At 68.7% G+C, this 18,141-nt stretch carries 18 protein-coding genes; 8 read left to right on the top strand and 10 right to left on the bottom strand.

Going from position 1 to position 18,141, the window contains the following annotated elements; translation table 11 throughout:
• Positions 1–6 precede the first annotated feature (6 nt).
• The 3 genes from NL115_RS14930 to mce all read left to right on the top strand — a co-directional run bounded on the left by NL115_RS14930 (position 7) and on the right by mce (position 3,175).
• A complete protein-coding gene (locus tag NL115_RS14930) occupies positions 7–957 on the top strand; it encodes a type IV pilin domain-containing protein (RefSeq protein ID WP_254830139.1) in 951 nt (316 codons plus the stop codon).
• An 85-nt stretch (positions 958–1,042) separates the two neighbouring features.
• A complete protein-coding gene (locus NL115_RS14925) occupies positions 1,043–2,725 on the top strand; it encodes an acyl-CoA mutase large subunit family protein (protein WP_254830138.1) in 1,683 nt (560 codons plus the stop codon).
• 63 nt (positions 2,726–2,788) lie between these two features.
• Positions 2,789–3,175 (top strand): methylmalonyl-CoA epimerase, encoded by a 387-nt coding sequence (mce, locus tag NL115_RS14920; protein WP_254830137.1) that lies wholly within the window; start codon positions 2,789–2,791, stop codon positions 3,173–3,175.
• Between the two features lie 6 nt (positions 3,176–3,181).
• On the opposite strand, the gene NL115_RS14915 is transcribed toward mce, so the two are convergent.
• Together NL115_RS14915 and NL115_RS14910 are read right to left on the bottom strand one after the other, a co-directional pair.
• Positions 3,182–3,925 (bottom strand): acyl-CoA synthetase family protein, encoded by a 744-nt coding sequence (locus tag NL115_RS14915; protein WP_254830136.1) that lies wholly within the window; start codon positions 3,923–3,925, stop codon positions 3,182–3,184.
• Between the two features lie 448 nt (positions 3,926–4,373).
• Positions 4,374–6,080 carry an acyl-CoA carboxylase subunit beta gene (locus NL115_RS14910; RefSeq protein ID WP_254830135.1) on the bottom strand — a complete coding sequence of 569 codons (1,707 nt, stop codon included), beginning with the start codon at positions 6,078–6,080 and terminating at the stop codon, positions 4,374–4,376.
• Positions 6,081–6,319: 239 nt separating this feature from the next.
• On the opposite strand from NL115_RS14910, the gene NL115_RS14905 reads away from it, so the two are divergent.
• Positions 6,320–7,633, top strand: a complete 1,314-nt coding sequence (locus NL115_RS14905) for an MFS transporter (protein ID WP_254830134.1) — start codon at positions 6,320–6,322, stop codon at positions 7,631–7,633.
• Positions 7,634–8,101: 468 nt separating this feature from the next.
• Here the strand turns inward: NL115_RS14905 and NL115_RS14900 are convergent, their stop codons facing one another.
• Entirely contained in the window at positions 8,102–8,338 is a 237-nt protein-coding gene (locus tag NL115_RS14900; protein ID WP_254833100.1) for a DUF5816 domain-containing protein, read from the bottom strand.
• Positions 8,339–8,534: 196 nt separating this feature from the next.
• Between NL115_RS14900 and NL115_RS14895 the strand changes: the two genes are divergently transcribed.
• Complete coding sequence (locus tag NL115_RS14895) at positions 8,535–9,923, top strand: bifunctional metallophosphatase/5'-nucleotidase (protein WP_254830133.1); 1,389 nt, start codon at positions 8,535–8,537, stop codon at positions 9,921–9,923.
• Positions 9,924–9,975: 52 nt separating this feature from the next.
• Positions 9,976–10,383: a universal stress protein gene (locus tag NL115_RS14890; RefSeq protein WP_254830132.1), complete on the top strand. Its 408-nt coding sequence runs from the start codon at positions 9,976–9,978 to the stop codon at positions 10,381–10,383.
• A 1-nt stretch (position 10,384) separates the two neighbouring features.
• Here NL115_RS14890 and NL115_RS14885 read toward each other — a convergent pair whose 3' ends face one another.
• Positions 10,385–11,461 (bottom strand): mechanosensitive ion channel family protein, encoded by a 1,077-nt coding sequence (locus NL115_RS14885; protein WP_254830131.1) that lies wholly within the window; start codon positions 11,459–11,461, stop codon positions 10,385–10,387.
• A 161-nt stretch (positions 11,462–11,622) separates the two neighbouring features.
• Here NL115_RS14885 and NL115_RS14880 point away from each other — a divergent pair, with 161 nt between their 5' ends.
• On the top strand, positions 11,623–12,225 hold the full coding sequence (locus NL115_RS14880; protein WP_254830130.1) for a DUF6517 family protein: 603 nt from the start codon (positions 11,623–11,625) through the stop codon (positions 12,223–12,225).
• A gap of 36 nt (positions 12,226–12,261) precedes the next feature.
• Here NL115_RS14880 and NL115_RS14875 read toward each other — a convergent pair whose 3' ends face one another.
• The 6 genes from NL115_RS14875 to NL115_RS14850 form a co-directional block, all read right to left on the bottom strand.
• On the bottom strand, positions 12,262–12,663 hold the full coding sequence (locus NL115_RS14875; protein ID WP_254830129.1) for a hypothetical protein: 402 nt from the start codon (positions 12,661–12,663) through the stop codon (positions 12,262–12,264).
• On the bottom strand, positions 12,656–12,868 hold the full coding sequence (locus tag NL115_RS14870) for a hypothetical protein (RefSeq protein WP_254830128.1): 213 nt from the start codon (positions 12,866–12,868) through the stop codon (positions 12,656–12,658). The genes NL115_RS14875 and NL115_RS14870 overlap by 8 nt, the downstream gene beginning before the upstream one ends.
• A gap of 70 nt (positions 12,869–12,938) precedes the next feature.
• On the bottom strand, positions 12,939–13,820 hold the full coding sequence (locus tag NL115_RS14865) for a methyltransferase domain-containing protein (protein ID WP_434083999.1): 882 nt from the start codon (positions 13,818–13,820) through the stop codon (positions 12,939–12,941).
• Entirely contained in the window at positions 13,817–14,224 is a 408-nt protein-coding gene (locus NL115_RS14860; RefSeq protein ID WP_254830127.1) for a nascent polypeptide-associated complex protein, read from the bottom strand. The genes NL115_RS14865 and NL115_RS14860 overlap by 4 nt, the downstream gene beginning before the upstream one ends.
• Before the next feature lie 362 nt (positions 14,225–14,586).
• Positions 14,587–15,450, bottom strand: a complete 864-nt coding sequence (locus NL115_RS14855) for a 2-oxoacid:ferredoxin oxidoreductase subunit beta (protein ID WP_254830126.1) — start codon at positions 15,448–15,450, stop codon at positions 14,587–14,589.
• Positions 15,447–17,216, bottom strand: coding sequence for a 2-oxoacid:acceptor oxidoreductase subunit alpha (locus tag NL115_RS14850; protein WP_254830125.1), 1,770 nt, complete (start codon positions 17,214–17,216; stop codon positions 15,447–15,449). Before NL115_RS14850 ends, NL115_RS14855 begins: the two co-directional genes overlap by 4 nt.
• A gap of 189 nt (positions 17,217–17,405) precedes the next feature.
• Here NL115_RS14850 and NL115_RS14845 point away from each other — a divergent pair, with 189 nt between their 5' ends.
• Positions 17,406–18,053, top strand: a complete 648-nt coding sequence (locus NL115_RS14845) for an FAD-dependent oxidoreductase (RefSeq protein ID WP_254830124.1) — start codon at positions 17,406–17,408, stop codon at positions 18,051–18,053.
• Positions 18,054–18,141: the final 88 nt, after the last annotated feature.

The following is an 18,141-nucleotide window of genomic DNA, read 5'->3' as shown; positions in this document are numbered from 1 at the left end:
GGGAACATGCCCTCTCGACGGCAGTTCCTGCTGAGTAGCGCAGCACTCGGCGCGGCGACCCTCCCAGGCACCGCCGCCGCCGCCAGCCCCAGTCGCCCGACCGCCGACGTGGACGCCGCCCTGAACGCGTTCGGTTCCGGTGCCGTCAGTGGTCGCATCGCGCCCCGTTCGCTCCCGCGAATCGGTGCAGCCGCCGACCGCGTCGCGGCCGAGGCACCAGCGGTGGCCGACAACGTCGCCGGGCGACTTCCATCGACCGCCGACACGCTCGCGGCGCGTGACGGCGCACTCGGTTCGCTCGCGGACGCGCCCCTGCACGTGGAGACAGTCGCCCCAGCCATCGGCGGCGTCGCCGCGCTCGCCGTCGGCGTCGACTTCACCGCTCGCGGACCCGTCGTTCGGGCGCGGGTGACAGGCTCCGAGGGCGCACCCGCCCGGGCGGAGGCGCTGGACGCGCTCGCGGCGGCCGGACTCCCGGTCGCCGCGCTGGACCCGTTCGCCGTCCGGGACGGCGACGACCTCGCGCTGTACGCCGGCGTCGCGGACCGGGACGACGAGCAACCGTTCGTCCTCGCGCTGTTACTGGTCGTCCTCGCGGCCGTCGTCGGGACGTTCGTGCTGGGGCTGGGCAGCAGTACGAGTGGCAGCAGCAGCGGGGGTGGTAGCGCGAGAGAGGTCCCACAGGTCGCGTTCTCGTTCGAGTACAGCGCCGACACCCAGCGCGTGACCATCACCCACGACGGCGGCGACAGCGTCGATGCGAACGAACTGCAGGTGGTCTACGAGAGCGACGGGAGCAGGGCGGTCGAACGATGGCAGGACGACGACGGCAGGGTCACCGCGGGTGACTCGTTCACCACGAGCCGACCCATCGCCTCGGGCGCGACGCTCCGGGTCGTCTGGCAGAGCAGCGACGGGAACAGCGGTGCCGTGCTGGGCGAGTTCACGGCCCCGTAGGCGCGCCGACGCGATGACTCCCGTGGCCGATGGGGGTCGGCGGCGGTCCCGACCATTCAAGCGGCCCGCCGTGGTAGCCGGATGCATGTTCGACGAGGAGGACCTCGAAGCGATTCAGAAGGGCCACGAGGAGTGGAAGGAGGAGACGTACGGCTCGACGGTCGACCGCTTCGGGGAGCGCAAGGAGACGTTCACCACCGATACCGGCGGGACCGAGGTGGACCCGCTGTACACGCCCGCCGATGTTGCCGACCTCGACTACGAGGAGGACCTGGGCAACCCGGCCGAGGCGCCGTACACTCGTGGCGTCTACTCGACGATGTACCGCGGGCGCCTGTGGACCATGCGCCAGTACGCCGGGATGGGGACAGCCCGGGAGACCAACGAGCGGTTCCACTACCTCATGGACGAGGGGCAGACCGGCCTCTCGATGGCGTTCGACCTGCCGACCCAGATGGGATACGATTCGGACGCGGCGATGGCGGAGGGCGAGGTCGGGAAGTCGGGCGTCGCCATCGACTCGCTCGACGACTTCGAGACCGTCTTCGACGGCATCCCGCTCGACGAGGTCTCCACGAGCATGACCATCAACGCGCCCGCGTCGGTCCTGCTCGCGATGTACATCGCCGTCGGGGACAAGCAGGGCGTGCCGCGCGAGGAGCTCCGCGGGACCATCCAGAACGACGTGCTCAAGGAGTACATCGCGCGCAACACCTTCATCTACCCGCCGGAGCCGTCGATGCGACTCATCACGGATATCTTCGAGTTCTGCGCCGAGGAGGTCCCCAACTTCAACACCATCTCCATCTCGGGGTACCACATCCGCGAGGCCGGCTCCACGGCCGCCCAGGAGATCGCCTTCACGCTCGGCGACGGTATCGAGTACGTCGAGGCCGCGGTGGAGGCCGGGCAGGATGTCGACGAGTTCGCCCCGCAGCTCTCCTTCTTCTTCGCCTCCTACAACAACATCCTCGAGGAGGTCGCGAAGTTCCGGGCCGCCCGCCGGATGTGGTACAAGATCATGGAGGAACGGTTCGACGCCGACACGGAGGCCTCGAAGCAACTCAAGTTCCACACCCAGACCGCCGGGTCGACGCTCACCGCTCAGCAGATCGAGAACAACGTCGTCCGCGTGGCGTACCAGGCGCTCGCGGCCGTCCTCGGTGGGACCCAGAGCCTCCACACCAACGGGAAGGACGAGGCGCTCTCGCTCCCGACCGAAAAGTCCGTCCGGACGGCGCTACGGACCCAGCAGATTCTCGCCCACGAATCGGGCGCCGCGGACACCATCGACCCGCTCGCCGGGTCGTACTACGTGGAGTCGCTGACGGACGAACTCGAGCAGGAGGCGTTCGACCTGCTCGACGAGGTCGACGAGCGCGGCGGCATGCGCCAGGCCGTCGAGGCCGGCTGGGTCCAGCGGCAGATTCAGGACACCGCCTTCGAGCGCCAGCGCGAGATCGAGGCCGGCGAGCGGACCATCGTCGGCGTCAACGAGTACCGGGTCGAGGACGAGGAGAAATCCGAGGACATCGAGCAGGTCTCGGAAGAGGACCAGGAGCGCCAGCGTCGGAACGTCCAGCAGCTCCGCGAAGAGCGCGACGACGCAGCCGTCGAGGACGCACTGAACGACCTTCGCACGGCCTGCGAGGGCGATGAGAACGTGATGCCGTACATCGTGACGGCGGTGAAGGCGTACGCGACGACGGGCGAGATCTGCGATGCCATGCGCGACGTGTTCGGAGAGTACCGCGGCGCAACGGTCTGACGGTTCCCGGACCGTCAGTGCCGACGACGGTAGCGATTAGTGGCTACCCCCGGAACGGTCGGTATGCATATCGACCACGCCGGTATCGCGACCAACGACGCTGTCGGGCTCGCCGACCTGTACGTCGCCCTGCTCGGATGCGAGCCGGTCCACAGCGAGACGTTCGACGGGATGGATGTCCACTTCCTCGACTGCGGGAACGGCTACCTCGAACTGCTGGAACCGGTCGAGGAGGAGGGTGCCATCGCGCGCTACCTGGAGAACAACGGGCCGGGCATCCAGCACCTCGCGTTCGCCACCGACGACGCCGCCGCAGCGCTGGACCGCGCGCGCGGGCTGGACATCGAGTGCATCGACGAGGAGCCCAGAGAGGGTGCGTGGGGCCACGAGGTCGCCTTCCTCCATCCCCGGGACACGGGCGGCGTGCTGGTGGAGTTCGTCGAGCACTGAGCCGAGCTACAGCACGCGGTCGGCCGGCAGGGTCCGACCCTCGGCCACACCGTCCGCGGTCCGGTCGGGCCCGAGGACGGCACAGTCGCCCCGTACCTCGTCGTCGGGGAGCAGTATCTCGCCGCCGGCCAGCAGCGGTGCCGCGATACCGGCCGCGACGACACCAGGGTGCGTGAGCGGTCCCCGGACGGCGACCGTGTCGTCCGCGTCGAGACCCAGCGCCTCGACTACTTCGCGGGCCGCGTTCATGACGGCGCCGTGGCTCACGGTCCACTCCTGGGCGGCCAGCAGAGCCGTTTCGGGACGGACGATATCGGGCGGCGCGGTCGGATTCTCGCTCCAGACCTCGCGCTCGAAGTAGGCGTACGAGGGGTCGGTCGGTTCGTCACCGTACGCGACGTAGCGAGTGCCGGGCGGGTAGTCGTAGTCGTCGACGCGTGCTGTTGGCACGACCAGCGCCTTCAGAACACCCTGCTCACCCGTCGCTGGCGGGTCGAACTGGACGGTCGCGCCGAGCATCGACGCTCCGAGCAGCGTCAGCACGGACTCCGGAACCGGGTCCGCCGCCACGCCAACGGCAGCCTCCTCCCGGACGCCCTCGTTGCGCAGGTAGTTGCCGACCTTCCACGCCGTCGTGCAGCAGCGCCGCCAGTCGTAGGCGCGGCCGGACGCCGGGTGCCGGAGCGCGGGCCTGTCGCTCCGGCGCTCGCGGGCCACGCAGTCCCCGAGAACGGCGAACTCGTCGGTCATGCAGCAGGCTACGAACGGGCGGGCGAAAAGACGTGCGACGGCGGCGATGTATCGGGGGGTGGCGAACAGGCGGTACCGCTCCCGGACGCTGGACCGTGGTACCGCGCTGGCGGAACCGACCAGTCAGTGGCGTGCTGGCTGCTCGGGTCGGCGGTCCGGCGGTGGCTCGTCAGGTCACGGGGGCGCTGGTCGCGTATTCATACTTGAATGTACGTGAGCGATATTCCTTGCAGAATAATTCAAAACCCCGAATTAACCTCGAATAGTAATCATAATGCACCAATAAACACACGTTCATAGAATATTCGTTTGCACCCACGCGAGCGCAGCGAGCGCGGTTCTCCGGCACTCGGGCGCTGCGCGCCCTCGTGCCGGGGTTTTTGATGCAGATTTTTTGCGGGAGCGGTTCCGCGCCGGAGGCGCGGAACCCGAGCGCAAAAAAGGTGCGTTAGAAGAAGACGGTCCCGTGGTGTCGCGGCCGTTCCTCGCGGCGCTTGTTGCCACAGTAGGTGTCGAGTCGTCGTTCGAGCTGCTTGCGGAGGTCACCGGCCGGGAGGAGTTCGTCGACCTCCATCTGACTGGCCTGCGCGCGGATGTCGATGTACTTGTCGAACTCCTCTTTGGCCGATTCGATGAAGGCGTCCTTCGCATCGCCCTCCATGTCCTCGATGGTGTCGGCGAACAGGGCGTTGACGGCCGCGTCGGGTCCCATGACACTGATTTCGGCCGAGGGGAGCGCCAGCGTCGCGTCCGGGCCGAACGAGGGGCCAGCCATCGCGTAGATACCGGCACCGTACGCCTTCCGCGTGATGACACAGAACTTCGGGACCTGTGCGTTGGAGGTGGCGTAGATGAACTTCCGGCCCTTGCGGAGGACGCCCTCCTTCTCGACGGCCGAGCCGATCATGTAGCCCGGCGTGTCACAGAGGTAGACCAGGGGGATGTTGTAGGCGTCACAGGTCCAGACGAAGCCCGCACCCTTGTCCGCCGAGTCCGGAAAGATGGCGCCGGAGACGTGGTTGGGCTGGTTGGCGACGATACCGACGGTGCGGCCGTCGATGCGGCCGAGACCGGTGACGAGTTCCGGCCGGAAGTCGGGCTTCAGTTCGAGGAAGGAGTCGCGGTCGACGACCCGGTCGATGACATCGTGGACGTCGTAGGCCTTGTTCGGTTCGTCCGGGATGACCTGGTCGAGGCCCTTCGGGTTCTTCTTCGGCGGCTGACCGGGCACCTGCGGGGGCTGCTCGGCGTAGTTCTGCGGGATGAGCCCCAGCACGTCCTTGACTTTCTCCGCCGCCGTCTCCTCGTCGGGGACGACGATGTCGCAGGACCCGGAGTGCTGGGCGTGGAGGTGGGGACCGCCGAGTTCCTGCATCCCGGAGACGTTCTCGCCGGTCATCGCGCGGACGATGCGCGGCGAGGCGATGGCCATCCCGGAGATGTCCTCGACCATGATGAGGTAGTCACAGAAGACCGGGGTGTAGGCCGAGCCCGCAACGTCCGGGCCGTAGAGGACGCCGATCTGCGGAATCTGCCCGGACATGATACACTGGTTGTAGAACATCTTCCCGCCCCGGTAGCGGTCCATGTGGGTGTCACCGGGTTCGCGCTCGTCAGCGTTGAGCCGGGCACCCGTCGAGTCGACCAGCCGAAGCATCGGGATGTCCAGGTCCATCGCGCGCTCCTGGATGCGGATGACCTTCTCGACGCCCATCTGCCCGAGCGAGCCGGCCTTGACGGTGTAGTCGTTGGCCGTGAACGCGACCTTCCGGCCGTCGATGGTGCCGATGCCCGTGAGGAGGCCGTCGCCGGGCAGGTCGTCGTCGTCGGTGTGGCGCGCGAAGGTGCCGTCCTCGTACTCGATGCGGTCGAAGATCATGTTCAGGCGGTCCCGGACGAACACCTTGCCCAGTTCGTCGATCTTGTCGAAGCCGCGGTCCGGGCCGCCGGACATGATGTTCTCGATCTCCTCGCGGATGCGTTCCTCGCGCTCCGTGACGACGGCCGCCTCCTCGTCCCAGTTCTCGCCCGCGGCTGCCAGGTCGCCCCCGCCGCGGTCCCGCAGTTCGACGGGGACCCCGAGATGCTCGGAGACGGCCGTCGCGATGGCCTGTGCGATCTCCTCGTCCGTCTCGTCCTCGATGGTTATCTCCATGGGTGGATACTTCGGGCAACTATACGCGAGTTCAAAGTTGCACCGATTCGTGTGAACAGCTACCCCGCGCGCCGGCAAATAGGTACTGGTGGGGGCGGGTTTTCGGGGCCCGGCCTCACTGTCGGGAGCGCCCAGGATATGAACGGGGCGGCGGTTGCCGGCGTCCGGCCGGTAAAGACACTTAAATCGATAGCATTGGCCGGGGAAAGAGTTACGTCCCCATGCTAGTCTGTGAGACTATGGCATTCTCCACGCGGCCGAGCCTGGGTCCCGAATCGTACCGGTGGGGTGTCCTCGGGGTCGCCTTCCTCGTCCACGCGACCTGTATCGCACTCATCTGGCAGGCCGTCCCGCCGCTGAAGCAGGCGATGGCGCCCACGCTCGGAACGGAGTGGGGGGCCGTCGTCGTCGTGTACGCCGCCTTCAGTTTCGGGATGATGCTGACCCAGTTGCCCGGCGGCACGCTGGGTGACAAGTACCCGCTCCGGTACGTGGTCGGGGCCGGAGCCGTCTTCGCTGGCGTCGCCACGGCCATCCGCGCGCTCGCCCCGACACTGACGGGGCAGGTCGTGCTCAGCCTCGTCGCCACCATCGGGATGGGCCTGGTCAACCCGAACCTCATCAAAATCGTGACCGAGTGGTTCCCGCCGGAGCAGCTCGGGCTCGGGCAGGGTCTCCTCATGTCGGGCAACACGCTCGCCTCCGGCCTCGCGTTCTCGCTGTCGGCCGGCGTCATCCTCGGCGCGGTCGGGTCGTGGCAGTACGTCTTCGTCCTCTACGGCGGCCTCACGGTCGTCGCCGGCCTCCTCTGGTTGCTCACGGTGCGCTCGCCGCGCGACACCGAGCGCCCCACGAACCCCGAGACGGGGCTGCCGTTCCAGACCGACAGCGGCGTCCCCCTGCGCGAGTCGCTGAGTGCCGTGGCTCGCTCCCCCTCGACGCCGTGGGTCGTCCTCCTCTCCATCCTCTCGTTCTGGGCCATCATCGGCTCGCTCTCGGTCCTCCCGGAGTTCGCCGACGCGATGGCGTTCGACGTGCCCGAACTCATCCTCGGGACGCCGCTGTTCCTCGCGACGCTAGGTGCGCTCACGCTCCCGGTCCTGTCGGACCGCTTCGGCCGCGGCCCGATTCTCCGGGTCGGTGTCGTCGGCCTCGCGACGGGCATCCTGCTCACCGGCTTCGCGCCGTCGCTCCCCGTCTTCGTCCTCGGGATGGTCGTCGCGGGGCTGTTCGGCGGCGGCCTCAACGCCATGTTCTACCTCCTCCCCGGCGCGCTCGCGGACATCGACAACGCCCACGTCGGGACGATGGCCGGCGTCATCCTCTCGCTCGGACAGATCGGCGCCACCGTCGCCTCGGTCCTCGGCGCGCAGGTGCTGGAGCACGCGGACTTCATCCCCGGCGTCCCCGCGGTCGCCGAGTCCGCGATGACGGTCGCTATCCCGGTCCTGCTGGGGCTGCTGTGCGTGGGTCGCCTCCGGCTGCAGGAGGCCGTACTGGACGAGGACGGCACCGACGCGGCCGTCGACGAGGACGCCGCCGTCGAGGGGTAGACGACACCGCGAGACGGCCGGCACCGCTCTCGATGTCTGTTTCGTGCCGGCCGTCAATCGTACCGGCGTGCGCTGGCGGCAGCCCCGGAACCCGCGAGCGACCTCGTGTCGCTCGCTCACGTGGCGGGGCTGCCGATTCTAAGCGCGCGAGGGCCGAGATGCGCAGCCGCGCGCAGCAATGCGAGCACGGCGAGCGCCGGGAGAGCGAAGCTCTCCCGAGGTCGCGGCACGGCCGCGACCACCGCAGGCGGCTGGGGAGGTGTGAGGCTCACGCTCCCCGACTGACGAATCTGCGGTCCTGGCGGACTCGAAGGGCGAGAGCGCGAGGGCTTCGGAGGTGTCTCCATCGTCGCAGTCACCGGCAGAGAACGCGAGGGCTTCGGAGCATCACCCCCGAAACATCGCGATAGATGCCAGATATATTGGACGTTGTAGGGTCAGTGCGCTTTTCGAACGATTATGATCCGTCTATTCGTGCGCAGCGTCCCACTCGTCCGGTTTCTTGTAGTTCGAGCACACGTTACACCGCACTCGGCCCATCGAGTCCATCGCGTTATCGAACGTCCCACAGTTGGTGCAGTAGTAGCCCCACCGTTCCTCCCGCGCCGGAGAGGCGTACGCGACCAGGAACGGACCCTTCTGGCCGCGCTCGGCCTCGTCGAGCGCGACGTACAGCGTCCCGTCCGGCCCCTCGTGTTCCTCCAGTCGGTCGTCGGGTGCCGGTTCGAGGTCCGGGGCCGCATCACCGTCGGCGTCGGCATCGGCGTCGGCATCGGTCATACGCCCCGGTAGCGGACTCGGCGGCTAAAGCCTTCCCACGCGGGGAGCGTGTGGGCCGTGTGCCCTGCGAGCCGAAGCCGTCAAACGCGCCGGGCGCCTCGCTTCGTCCGACGAGACGACGATGACAGGCCCCCGGCTGCTCCACTACTCCGACATCGAGAACGCCTACGACACGCCCGAGCGCATCGGGCGGCTGGCGGGCACCCTGCGCGAGCGCCGCGCCGCCGACCCAGAGAGCGCGCTGGTCTGTGGGACCGGCGACAACGTCGCGCCGGGCGTGCTGGCGCTGACCACGAAGGGGGGCCAGGCGCTGGACTTCTTCGGGGCGGTCGGAACCGACGTGGAGACGTTCGGCAACCACGACTTCGACTTCGGCCCCGAGCGCACGCGCGAACTCGTCGCCGAATCGCCACAGCAGTGGGTGACCGCCAACGTCGAGGAGGCCGGCTCGCGCTTCGCCGCCGAGCACACCCTCCCGTGGACCGTCCGGGCGGCCGGTGGCGCGACCGTGGGCTTCGTCGGCGTCACGAGCGCCCTGACGGCCTCCATCAACCCCGAGGCGAAGGATCTGGGCTTCACCGAGCCCGTCCGCGCCGCCCGCGAGGCCATCGCCGACCTCCGGGCCGAGCGCGACCCCGACTACGTGGTCGCGCTGTCGCATCTCGGCCGGGCTGACGAACGCCTTGCGGCCGAGACAGACGCCGACGTGGTCCTGGGGGGCCACCTCCACGCCGAGACCGTCGAGCGGTTCGACGATACCGTCCTCACGCGCCCGGGCGTCAACGGCGCGGTCTGCTTCGAGGTGCTCCCCGCGACGGGCGAGGTCCGGCGCCACGCCGTCGACGACGGACCGCTCCACGCCGACCTCGCCGACCACCTCCGCGACCGGATGGCCGCGGCCGGCCTCGACGAGGTCGTCGCGCACGTCGCCACACCCGTCGAGCGGACGGAGGCCGCCTGCTTCCACGGCGAGTCGCGTATCGGCAACTTCGTCGCCGACGCGTACCGCTGGGCCGGGAACCGCGCCGTCGAGGACGGCGTCGACCTCGCGCTCCAGAACAGCGGTGGCGTGCGGTCGGGCCCGCCACTGACGGGCGACGTGACGGTCGGTGACCTCATCAGTGTCGTCCCGTTCGAGGAGCCGGCGGTCGTGCTCGAACTCGACGGCGCCGCGCTCCGGGCGGTGCTGGCCGAATCCGGCGGCTCCGACGTGGGATTCGGCGCCCCCGACTGGTGGCACGGCCACGTCGCGGGCGCCGAACTCGTCTACGATTACGCCGGCCACGACCTCGTCGACGCGCGCGTCGGCGGCGATCCCATCGACGACGACCGGACGTACCGGCTCGTGACGGCGGCCTACCTGCTCCACACCGCCGACGAGTTCCCGACCCTGACCGGACTGGAGCGCGTCGCGACGCTGGACACACAGTACCAGCTCCTCGTCGACTACGCCCGGGCGTGCGGCATCGTCCCGACCATCGAGGGCCGGGTCGAACGGCGTGGACTGTGACGGCGCTCCCGAACGGAAAGGTTCAGGCGATACCCCACCGCAGTCCAGCACGATGACCCTGGTCGTGGTGCCGGTGCGCTATCCGCTGACGGACCACTCGAAGGCGACGCTCGCCCGCGCCATCGAGGTGGCCGAGGAGCACGACGCCGAGCTGACGGTCCTCCATGTCAACCTCTACCAGGACAGCGGCCGGGTGAGCCGGACGGAGTTGAAGCGGGCGGTCCGCCGCGAATTCGGCGACCTCCCGGATGTCCGCTTCGTCGTCCGGTCCGGGTTCCTCGTCGAGGAGACCATCCTCGAGGAGGTGGCCGCCGAGCGCGCTGACTTCGTCGTCATCGGGCAGAAACAGGCGGGGCGCTGGCGGCGGATGCTCCGCAGCCTCGTCGACGACCCCGATATCGAGACCTACCTCCGCGAGAAGCTCGACTGCACCGTCGTCACCGCGACCGCGACGAACTGACCTACTCCTCCGGGCTCGCGTCGCCGTCTCCATCGACGGGACCGGGCTCCTCCGGCCGCAACCGCGTGCGACCTGGCGACTGCTCACGCCCGACATCGTGCTCGACGGGAGCCCCCCGAGGGTCGCCCGGCGCACCGTTCCCACCGGCGTCGGCCGACCGTGTCGCGACCCGCATCTCGCCGCTCGTGTCGTCGAAAACCAGATGTGAGTGCGGGTAAGCGATCTCCACGTCGGCGTCCGCCAGCCGCTCCCAGACCTGCGTCTGCACGTTCGAGCGCAGCGCCAGCAGCTTGTACGGCTCCGTCGCCCAGTAGCGCAGGCGCAGGTTGATGCCGTGGTCCGCGAAGTTCTCGATATAGCAGGTCGGGCCCGCCGGATACCGGGCGCTCCCGATACGGATGTCCGGTCCCCCCTCGACGACCTTGTCGACCTGACGGGCCGACTCCTCGATGAGGTCACGGGCCGCCTGGATGTCGGACTCGTAGGTGACCAGGATATCCAGCGAGAGCCGGGTCCGGGAGTCCTCCGCCGAGAAGTTCACCACGTCCCGCTCGCGGATGTTGCCGTTCGGGATGATGAGGAAGGTGTTGTCCAGCGTGAACACCTTCGTGTACCGCAGCGTGACATCCTCGACGAAGGCGTACACGTCCGTCTCGGGGAGGTGGATCATGTCGCCGATCTCGTAGGGCTGCTCGCTCAGGACGAACAGCCCGTTGACGACGCTTCCGATGATGGGCGCGAGGACGAACCCGGCCACCGCGGAGAAGACGGTCACCGAGAGCGCGAGGTCGCCGATGGGGACCTGCAGGATACGCAGCGCGATGAGGATGCCGAGCAGGATGACCGCGCCCTGGATGCCCCGCAGCACCGTCCGGGTGAGCGACGGCCGGCGGAACCGGCGGGCGATTCGCCGACCGAGCAGCTGCTGGACGACCGTCGAGGCGTAGTAGAAGACCACCAGCACGCCCATGGCGGCGAGGAAGCGCGCCAGCCCCTCGTGGAACCACGACGGGAGGAGTGCCAGCCCGTCGTTGATGGCCTGGTTGCCAGCCTGCAACAACCCCCAGCCGCCTGTCATGGCCAGGACGACACCGGGACCGGGCAAGAGGGTTTCGACGGCGGGCAGGCGCGGCCAAACGGGACCGGAGAGCCCGATGCTCCGAACCAGGGTCCGGGGGACCGTCCCCGACGCCGTCCGGTTGCCGCAGTCATATACGTCCGCTCCTCCTGCGTACTGGTATGAGTGCACAGTCGCGCGTGGGACCGCCGTCGCTCCCGCGCGACCGCCTGGATGACGACGGCTGGTCGCTCGTCGAGGACGAGGTCGAGACCCTGTTCAGCCTGTCGGCGGCACGGGTGGAGGGCCACACGCAGGTGTTCGAGGACGCTGCCCTCCGGGCTGCAGTCCGGGAAGCGACCGGCGTCGACCACATGTGGCGGTTCTTCTTCGCGACACGGGTGTCGTTCACGCCGGCGCTCGCTCCCGGCATCGCGCCGCTCATCAAGTCGCGTGTGGCCAGCGAGGCGCGGGCCGCGTTCGCCGACGACCTGCTGGACCGTGGCTTCGAGAAGGTCGCGAAGGGCGAGCGGAGACGAGCCCGGGTCCGGAGCGGCGCCCGAGCGGAGTTCACGCCGTTGAAGGCCCGCTTCGAACTCCCCACGGGCCGGATGCTGGACATGGAGGGGTTCCTCGCGGTCTGGTTCGACGACGGCTTCGTCATCGCGGGCGGCGCCTACCCCGCGGACCTCGATGCCGTGCTCGACGAGGTCCATGGCGTCGAGGCGGACGCCGGCGCCTACCGGGAGCAGCTACTGGACCTCATCCGGTCGGTCGGCACCTGAGGGGGGGGTCGGAGACGGCGCGATGGCGGCCGCGTCTCAGAGCCCGAGGCCGGCGAAGAGGAGTTCTCGCGGTGCGACCGAGACGTGCTCGTAGCCGAGATGCTTCAGCGGGCTGTCGGCCTCGGCCCCCATCGTTGCGACCTCGCGCGAGTCGATGCGCGCGACGGCGGTCAGGTCCGCTGCCGCGAGCGTCGCGGGGAGCGACCCACTCGCACCCGAACCGGACCCGCCAGCGCTTCCGGGAGCCGAGCGGAGCACGTCGATGGCGACCGGGAGCGACGGGAAATCGACGAACACGCGGTCCGTGTACGCCTCGACCGCCAGTTCGTGGCCGTCGACCCGGACCGTGAGGTCCGCACTCACGTCGAGGCCGAGCGGCATCTCCGCGACGCGTCTGATGGCCTGCACCAGCGACGCCGCGTCACCAGCGTCACTCACGTTCCCGCGTCGAGACCCGCAGGGTCCCGTCGATACGCCAGTGGGCGTGCTCCGCATCCGGACCCGTCCGGTTCGGGACGGCGACCTCCATGTCGTCGAACTCGTAGGTGATCTCCGCGCCGCGCCCGGTCAGCCGGTCGTAGATGGTGATCGCCAGCTCGGGCCACGTCGTGGTCTCCTCGGTCTCGGGGACGGCCTCGCTCATGCCTCCGAGTAGGGTCGTCCCGACCTTATACCCGGTGGCAGGGGCGAGGCGCTCGGACGGCGGTCCAGAGTCAGCCCTCGTCCACGAGCGTCGGCGCGTCGGGCGCCCGCGCGACCGTCAGGAACCCGGTGTGCCCGACGGGCGCGGTGTCCGGGCGGGAGCCGCGCTCGCCGAACGTGAACTCACGCTGGATGGTCTCGTGGGTCGTCACGTCGACCAGGCCGGCATCCTCGGCGGCGAGTGCTGCCTCGCGCGAGCCCTCGACGAACGGCACGTACATGGCGAGGTAGCCGCCCGGCACGAGCAACTCGTCGGCCCGCGCCGCGACCGTCGGTGCGTCGGCCGTATCCAGCGTGACGACGTCGAACCCGGCCGCCGCCGCGTCGTCGCTCCCGTCGGCGAGCGCGTCGAGGTCGTCGGTCACGTCGCCGGTGCGGACCGTGACGGCGTCGGCGACGCCGGCCATGGCCATGTTCTCGCGCGCGACGTCGGCGAACTCGGGGTCCTGCTCGTAGGTGAGTACCTCGGCACCGGCACGGGCGAGATAGGCCGCGAGGACCCCGGTCCCGGTACCGGCGTCGAGGACGCGGTCGCCCGCGCCGACCCCCGTCTCACCGAGGACGAGGCCGATGTCGCGTGGCACCATCGGCGCGCCCGTCCGCTCGAAGTGGTGGAACAGGTCCGGGCCGCGCAGCCGCCGGACGACGAACTCGGTGTCGAGGTGGGTCGCGACGGTGTCGCCCGGCTGGACATCGTCGGGGACCCGGAGGATACCGAGGTCGGTCTCCAGCCGCTCACCGGGCTGGAGCAGGTACTCACGGTTCTCACGGACGAGCAGGACCGGGGACCGGTCGGCCTCGGCAGCATCAGTGGCCTCGGCGTCGGCGCTGTCCGCCCCGGTGCCGTCCGCTCCGGTCGGCGACGGGTCCGCCGTCGGGTCGGTGTCGTTCACTCCAGCATCTCGACGGCGGCCGCGAGGTCACCGTCCGTCGCTTCGAGCGCCTCGCGTGCGTCGGCCTCGCTCGCACCCGTCCGCGCGGCGACGATCTCCACGTCGGAATCCGGAATCGCCCCGCCAGCGTCGGCGTCAGACTCGGTCTCGGCGCCGGTGTCGCCCTCGACGGCGGCCGCAGTACCGCCCTCTCCACGCGGGCGGGACTCCGGCGAGCCGACGACCTGATACGTTGCCTGCCCCTGCGCGTCCATCTTCTGCACCTGGGCGTCGGTGAAGACGAGGTCCTCGTCGGGGGTCCGGATGATGACCTCCTCGGCGTCGAGGTCCTCGAGGTCGATACCCATCTGCTCCATCATCTGCTTCATCTTGCGGGGGTTGAGTCCGCCGCCTCCTCCGAACATACGAGTGGGGAGCATCTCTGCCATCAAAAGCGTACTGTCGTGAAGGCGGGTTCGGCAGGCCCACCAGCCACCACCGGCTCGCGCGAACGACGGACCCACAATCCGTCGCGCGGGTGCACCCCGCCCCTCTCACGTGGAGACCCCGCTGGCACCACCATGACACCGGCACTGGGTCAGCCTCTGACCCCATCTGCCCCTTTGATGGCATAGGGTAATGCCGTTTCGAGCGTTTTCAGGTCGTGATAACGGCGGAGGGGACTGGCAACACATCACACGAAATCCAGACGTTCGATTCGAACTGTGGCCTCTGGTCGTTTCTTGAGACAACAGGAGAGAAACCCCGAAACGATCGGCGGTCGCCGTCAGTAGAACTCGCGGACGAGGTCCATCGCGTCGTCGGGAGCCCCGTCCGGGATGTCGGCCATCGACTCGGTGATGCCCTCGCGCTCCTCGAAGCCGACGGAGTTCTCGTCCTGGTAGATGACGCCCTGGTACTCCTTGTCCGCGTCGAGGATCTTCTCCTTGGCGTCGTCGTAGTCCGTCGAGTCGTGGTCCGTGTCCTCGAGGTCCACGATGGTGTCGCGGAAGTAGTCGTACGTGTCGACGTCGTTGAACGTCACGCACGGGCTGTAGACGTTGACGAAGCCGAAGCCGTCGTGCTCGATGGCCTGCTGGACGATCTCGGCGTGGCGCTGGGCGTCCGAGGAGAACGACTGCGCGATGAACGTCCCACCGGCCGAGAGCGCCAGCGCGAGCGGGTTGACCGGCTGCTGCTTCGTGCCCTCCGGCGACGTGGAGGTCTCGAAGTCCTCGCGCGAGGTCGGCGAGAACTGGCCCTTCGTGAGGCCGTAGATGCGGTTGTCCATCACGACGTAGGACATGTCGACGTTCCGGCGGACGGCGTGGACGAAGTGGCCGGCCCCGATGGAGTACCCGTCGCCGTCGCCGCCGGCGACCATCACTTCCAGGTTGGGGTTGGCCATCTTCACGCCGATGCCGACCGGGAGCGCGCGCCCGTGCACGCCGTGGAGCGCGTACGAGTGCATGTACGTCCCGATCTTGCCGGAACAGCCGATGCCGGCGACCACGAACGTGTTGTCCGGGTCGTTGCCCGTGTTCGCGAGGGCCTTCATCATCCCGTTCATGGTGCCGAAGTCACCGCAACCGGGACACCAGGTGGGCTGTGCGTCGGACTTGAAGTCGGTGAATCGGATATCGGAGCTCATTCTGCTTCCACCTCGGCGGTCTCGCCCGCCAGTTCCTGTTTCACCCGCTCTGCGAGTTCGTCGGCCTTGAACCGCACGCCGGTGTACTTGTTGATGCGCTTGACCCGCTCGAGGGCGTCGTGTTCGAGCACGTCCGCCCACTGGCCGGTCGCGTTACACTCCACGACGATGACTTCGTCAGCCTCGCGGATCTCCTCGGCGAGGGCCTCGCGCGGGAAGATGTAGGGACAGGAGAGGAAACGCACGTCGACGCCCTCCTCCTCGAGGAAGTCGATGGCCTCGAGCATCGCGCCCTCGTTCGAGCCCCAGGAGATGACGAGGTTGTCCGAGTCGGAGTCGCCGAACTCGCGGGGCGACCAGTCCTCGCGCTCGAGGGCTGTCTCGACCTTCCGCTGGCGCTTGTCGACCTGCTCGACGCGTATCTCCTCCTCCTCGGTCCGGCGCCCGAGCTCGTCGTGCTCCAGCCCGGTCGTCATGTGGGCACCACCCTCCACACCCGGGAACGTCCGGGGCGAGACGCCGTCGTCCGTCGCGGCATGAGGCGTGAACTGGTCCTTCTCGTTGGTCCACTCCTCGACGTCGTCCTCGTCGACGACGCGCCCGCGCTCGATTTCGACGGCGTCCATGTCGAACTGCTCGGGCTCGTAGGTCTGCTCGGTGACCGCCATCGCGAGGTCGCTCACCAGGAAGACCGGCGTCTGGTACTTCTCGGCGAGGTTGAACGCCTCGATGGTCTTGTGGAAACACTCCGCGACGCTCGTCGGCGCGAGGACGAACCGCGGAATCTCGCCGTGTCCGCCGTACAGGGTCATATTGAGGTCGCCCTGCTCCTGCTTCGTCGGCATCCCGGTCGAGGGACCCGAGCGCATCACGTCACAGATGACCAGCGGCGTCTCGGTCTGCGCGATGAGGCCGAACGTCTCGGTCATCAGGTCGATACCCGGGCCGGACGTGGCGGTCATCGAGCGCGCCCCGGCACGGGCCGCACCCAGCGCCATGTTGATCGCCGAGAGTTCGTCCTCGGCCTGTACCACCTTCCCGCCGTAGCGGTCGACCCGTCCGGTGAGATACTCCATCACGTCCGTCGCGGGCGTGATGGGATAGCCCGAGTAGAACCGGCAGCCGGCGGCGATGGCGCCCATCCCGATGGCCTCGTCGCCGTTCAGCAGGACGTAGTCGTTATCGGTCGTCTCCAGTTCGTAGTCGGTGGTCAGGTCGTACTCGTCCTGGACGTACTCCTGGCCGAGCCGGGCGGCCTGTTTGTTGGTGTCGACGATGGCCGAGCCCTTGTCCCCGAAGCGCTTCTCGAGGGCCTCGTCGAGGTTCTCGATGGGGAAGCCCGCGACCTCGCAGGCCGCCCCCAGCGCGACGATGTTGCGGACGATGGCCCCACCGGCCTCCTCCGCGAGTCGTTTCAGGGGCACGTCGAGGCCGGTCATCTCGCCCGGCGCTTCGAAGTCGGACATCATCGTCCGCTCGCCGTCGAAGATGATGACCGAGTCGTCGTGGAGTTCGTCCATGTTCTCATCGACCGTCCGCTCGGTCAGCGCGATGAGGATATCGAGTCGGTCCACGACGCTCTCGACACGGTCGACAGCGGTCCGGACCTTGTACGCGGTGTACCCGCCCCGAATCCGGGACGCGAAGTCCTTCGACGTGAAGACGTGTCGACCCGCCCGGGAGAGTGCCTGTGCGAAGATCTTCCCGGTGGAGTCGATCCCATCGCCGGCTTCGCCGCCGATGGCCCAGTTCAGGTCGTCTGGCATAACTAGGAGCGGGTTCCGGTGGACGCACGTTAAGCCTTCTGAATATTGCCGTAACCTCCGGATTCCGCGGGGTCCAACCGGGAGCGGGCCGGAGCCCCGCGACGCCGGGCGTCGGGAGCGAGCCACGGGGCCACCGTCGGTCGAACAGCGAAACGAAAAGTGGTTGCCAGTCGCTCCCGGAGACGACCCATGGACGAATCCGACCTCCGCGTCGTCGCCGTTCGCGAGTGCGGCCCGGACACGGTCGCCATCGAGTTCGAGACGCCGCCCGAACTGGACGCCCAGCCGGGACAGTTCGTGAAACTCACCGCCGAGGTCGAGGGGGACTCGGTCTCCCGCTTCTACACCATCTCCTCGCCCGACGTGGAGGGGACATTCGAGATTACGGTCGGCTACGACCCCGACGAAGGGGGCCCATTCAGCGAGTACCTGCTCGCGCTGGCGGCTGACGACCGCGTGCGGATGGCCGGGCCGTTCGGGAGCGACTTCTACGAGAGCGAGCCGCGTGCGGTCGTACTCGCCGGCGGCCCTGGTATCGGCCCCGCAGTGGGAATCGCCGAGCGCGCGCTGGCCGAGGGCAACGAGGCCGCCGTCGTCTACCGTGACGACGCACCGGTTCACGAGGAGCGCCTCGCTGCCCTCGCGGCCGCTGGCGCGGCGGTGTACGTACTCGGCGCCGACGAACCGCTGGCCGATGCCGTCAGCGCCGTCGTCACAGGCGAGCCGGGCGAGCAGCTGTTCGTCTACGGCTTCGAGACGTTCCTCGACGCCGCCACCGACGCGATGGCTGCTGTCGGCGCCACGCCCGACGACGCCAAGGTGGAGAACTTCGGGTAACCGAACGGAACGGTCCGGAGGTCGGGTAGACGGCCCGGACGGCCGGAGAGGTTATAAATCACCGATAGTAACCACCAGTGTCTTTAAG

This window comes from Haloglomus salinum, from assembly GCF_024298825.1.
In the GTDB taxonomy this organism is placed as follows: Archaea; Halobacteriota; Halobacteria; order Halobacteriales; family Haloarculaceae; genus Haloglomus; species Haloglomus salinum.
This window is presented reverse-complemented; position numbering and strand designations above follow the sequence as displayed.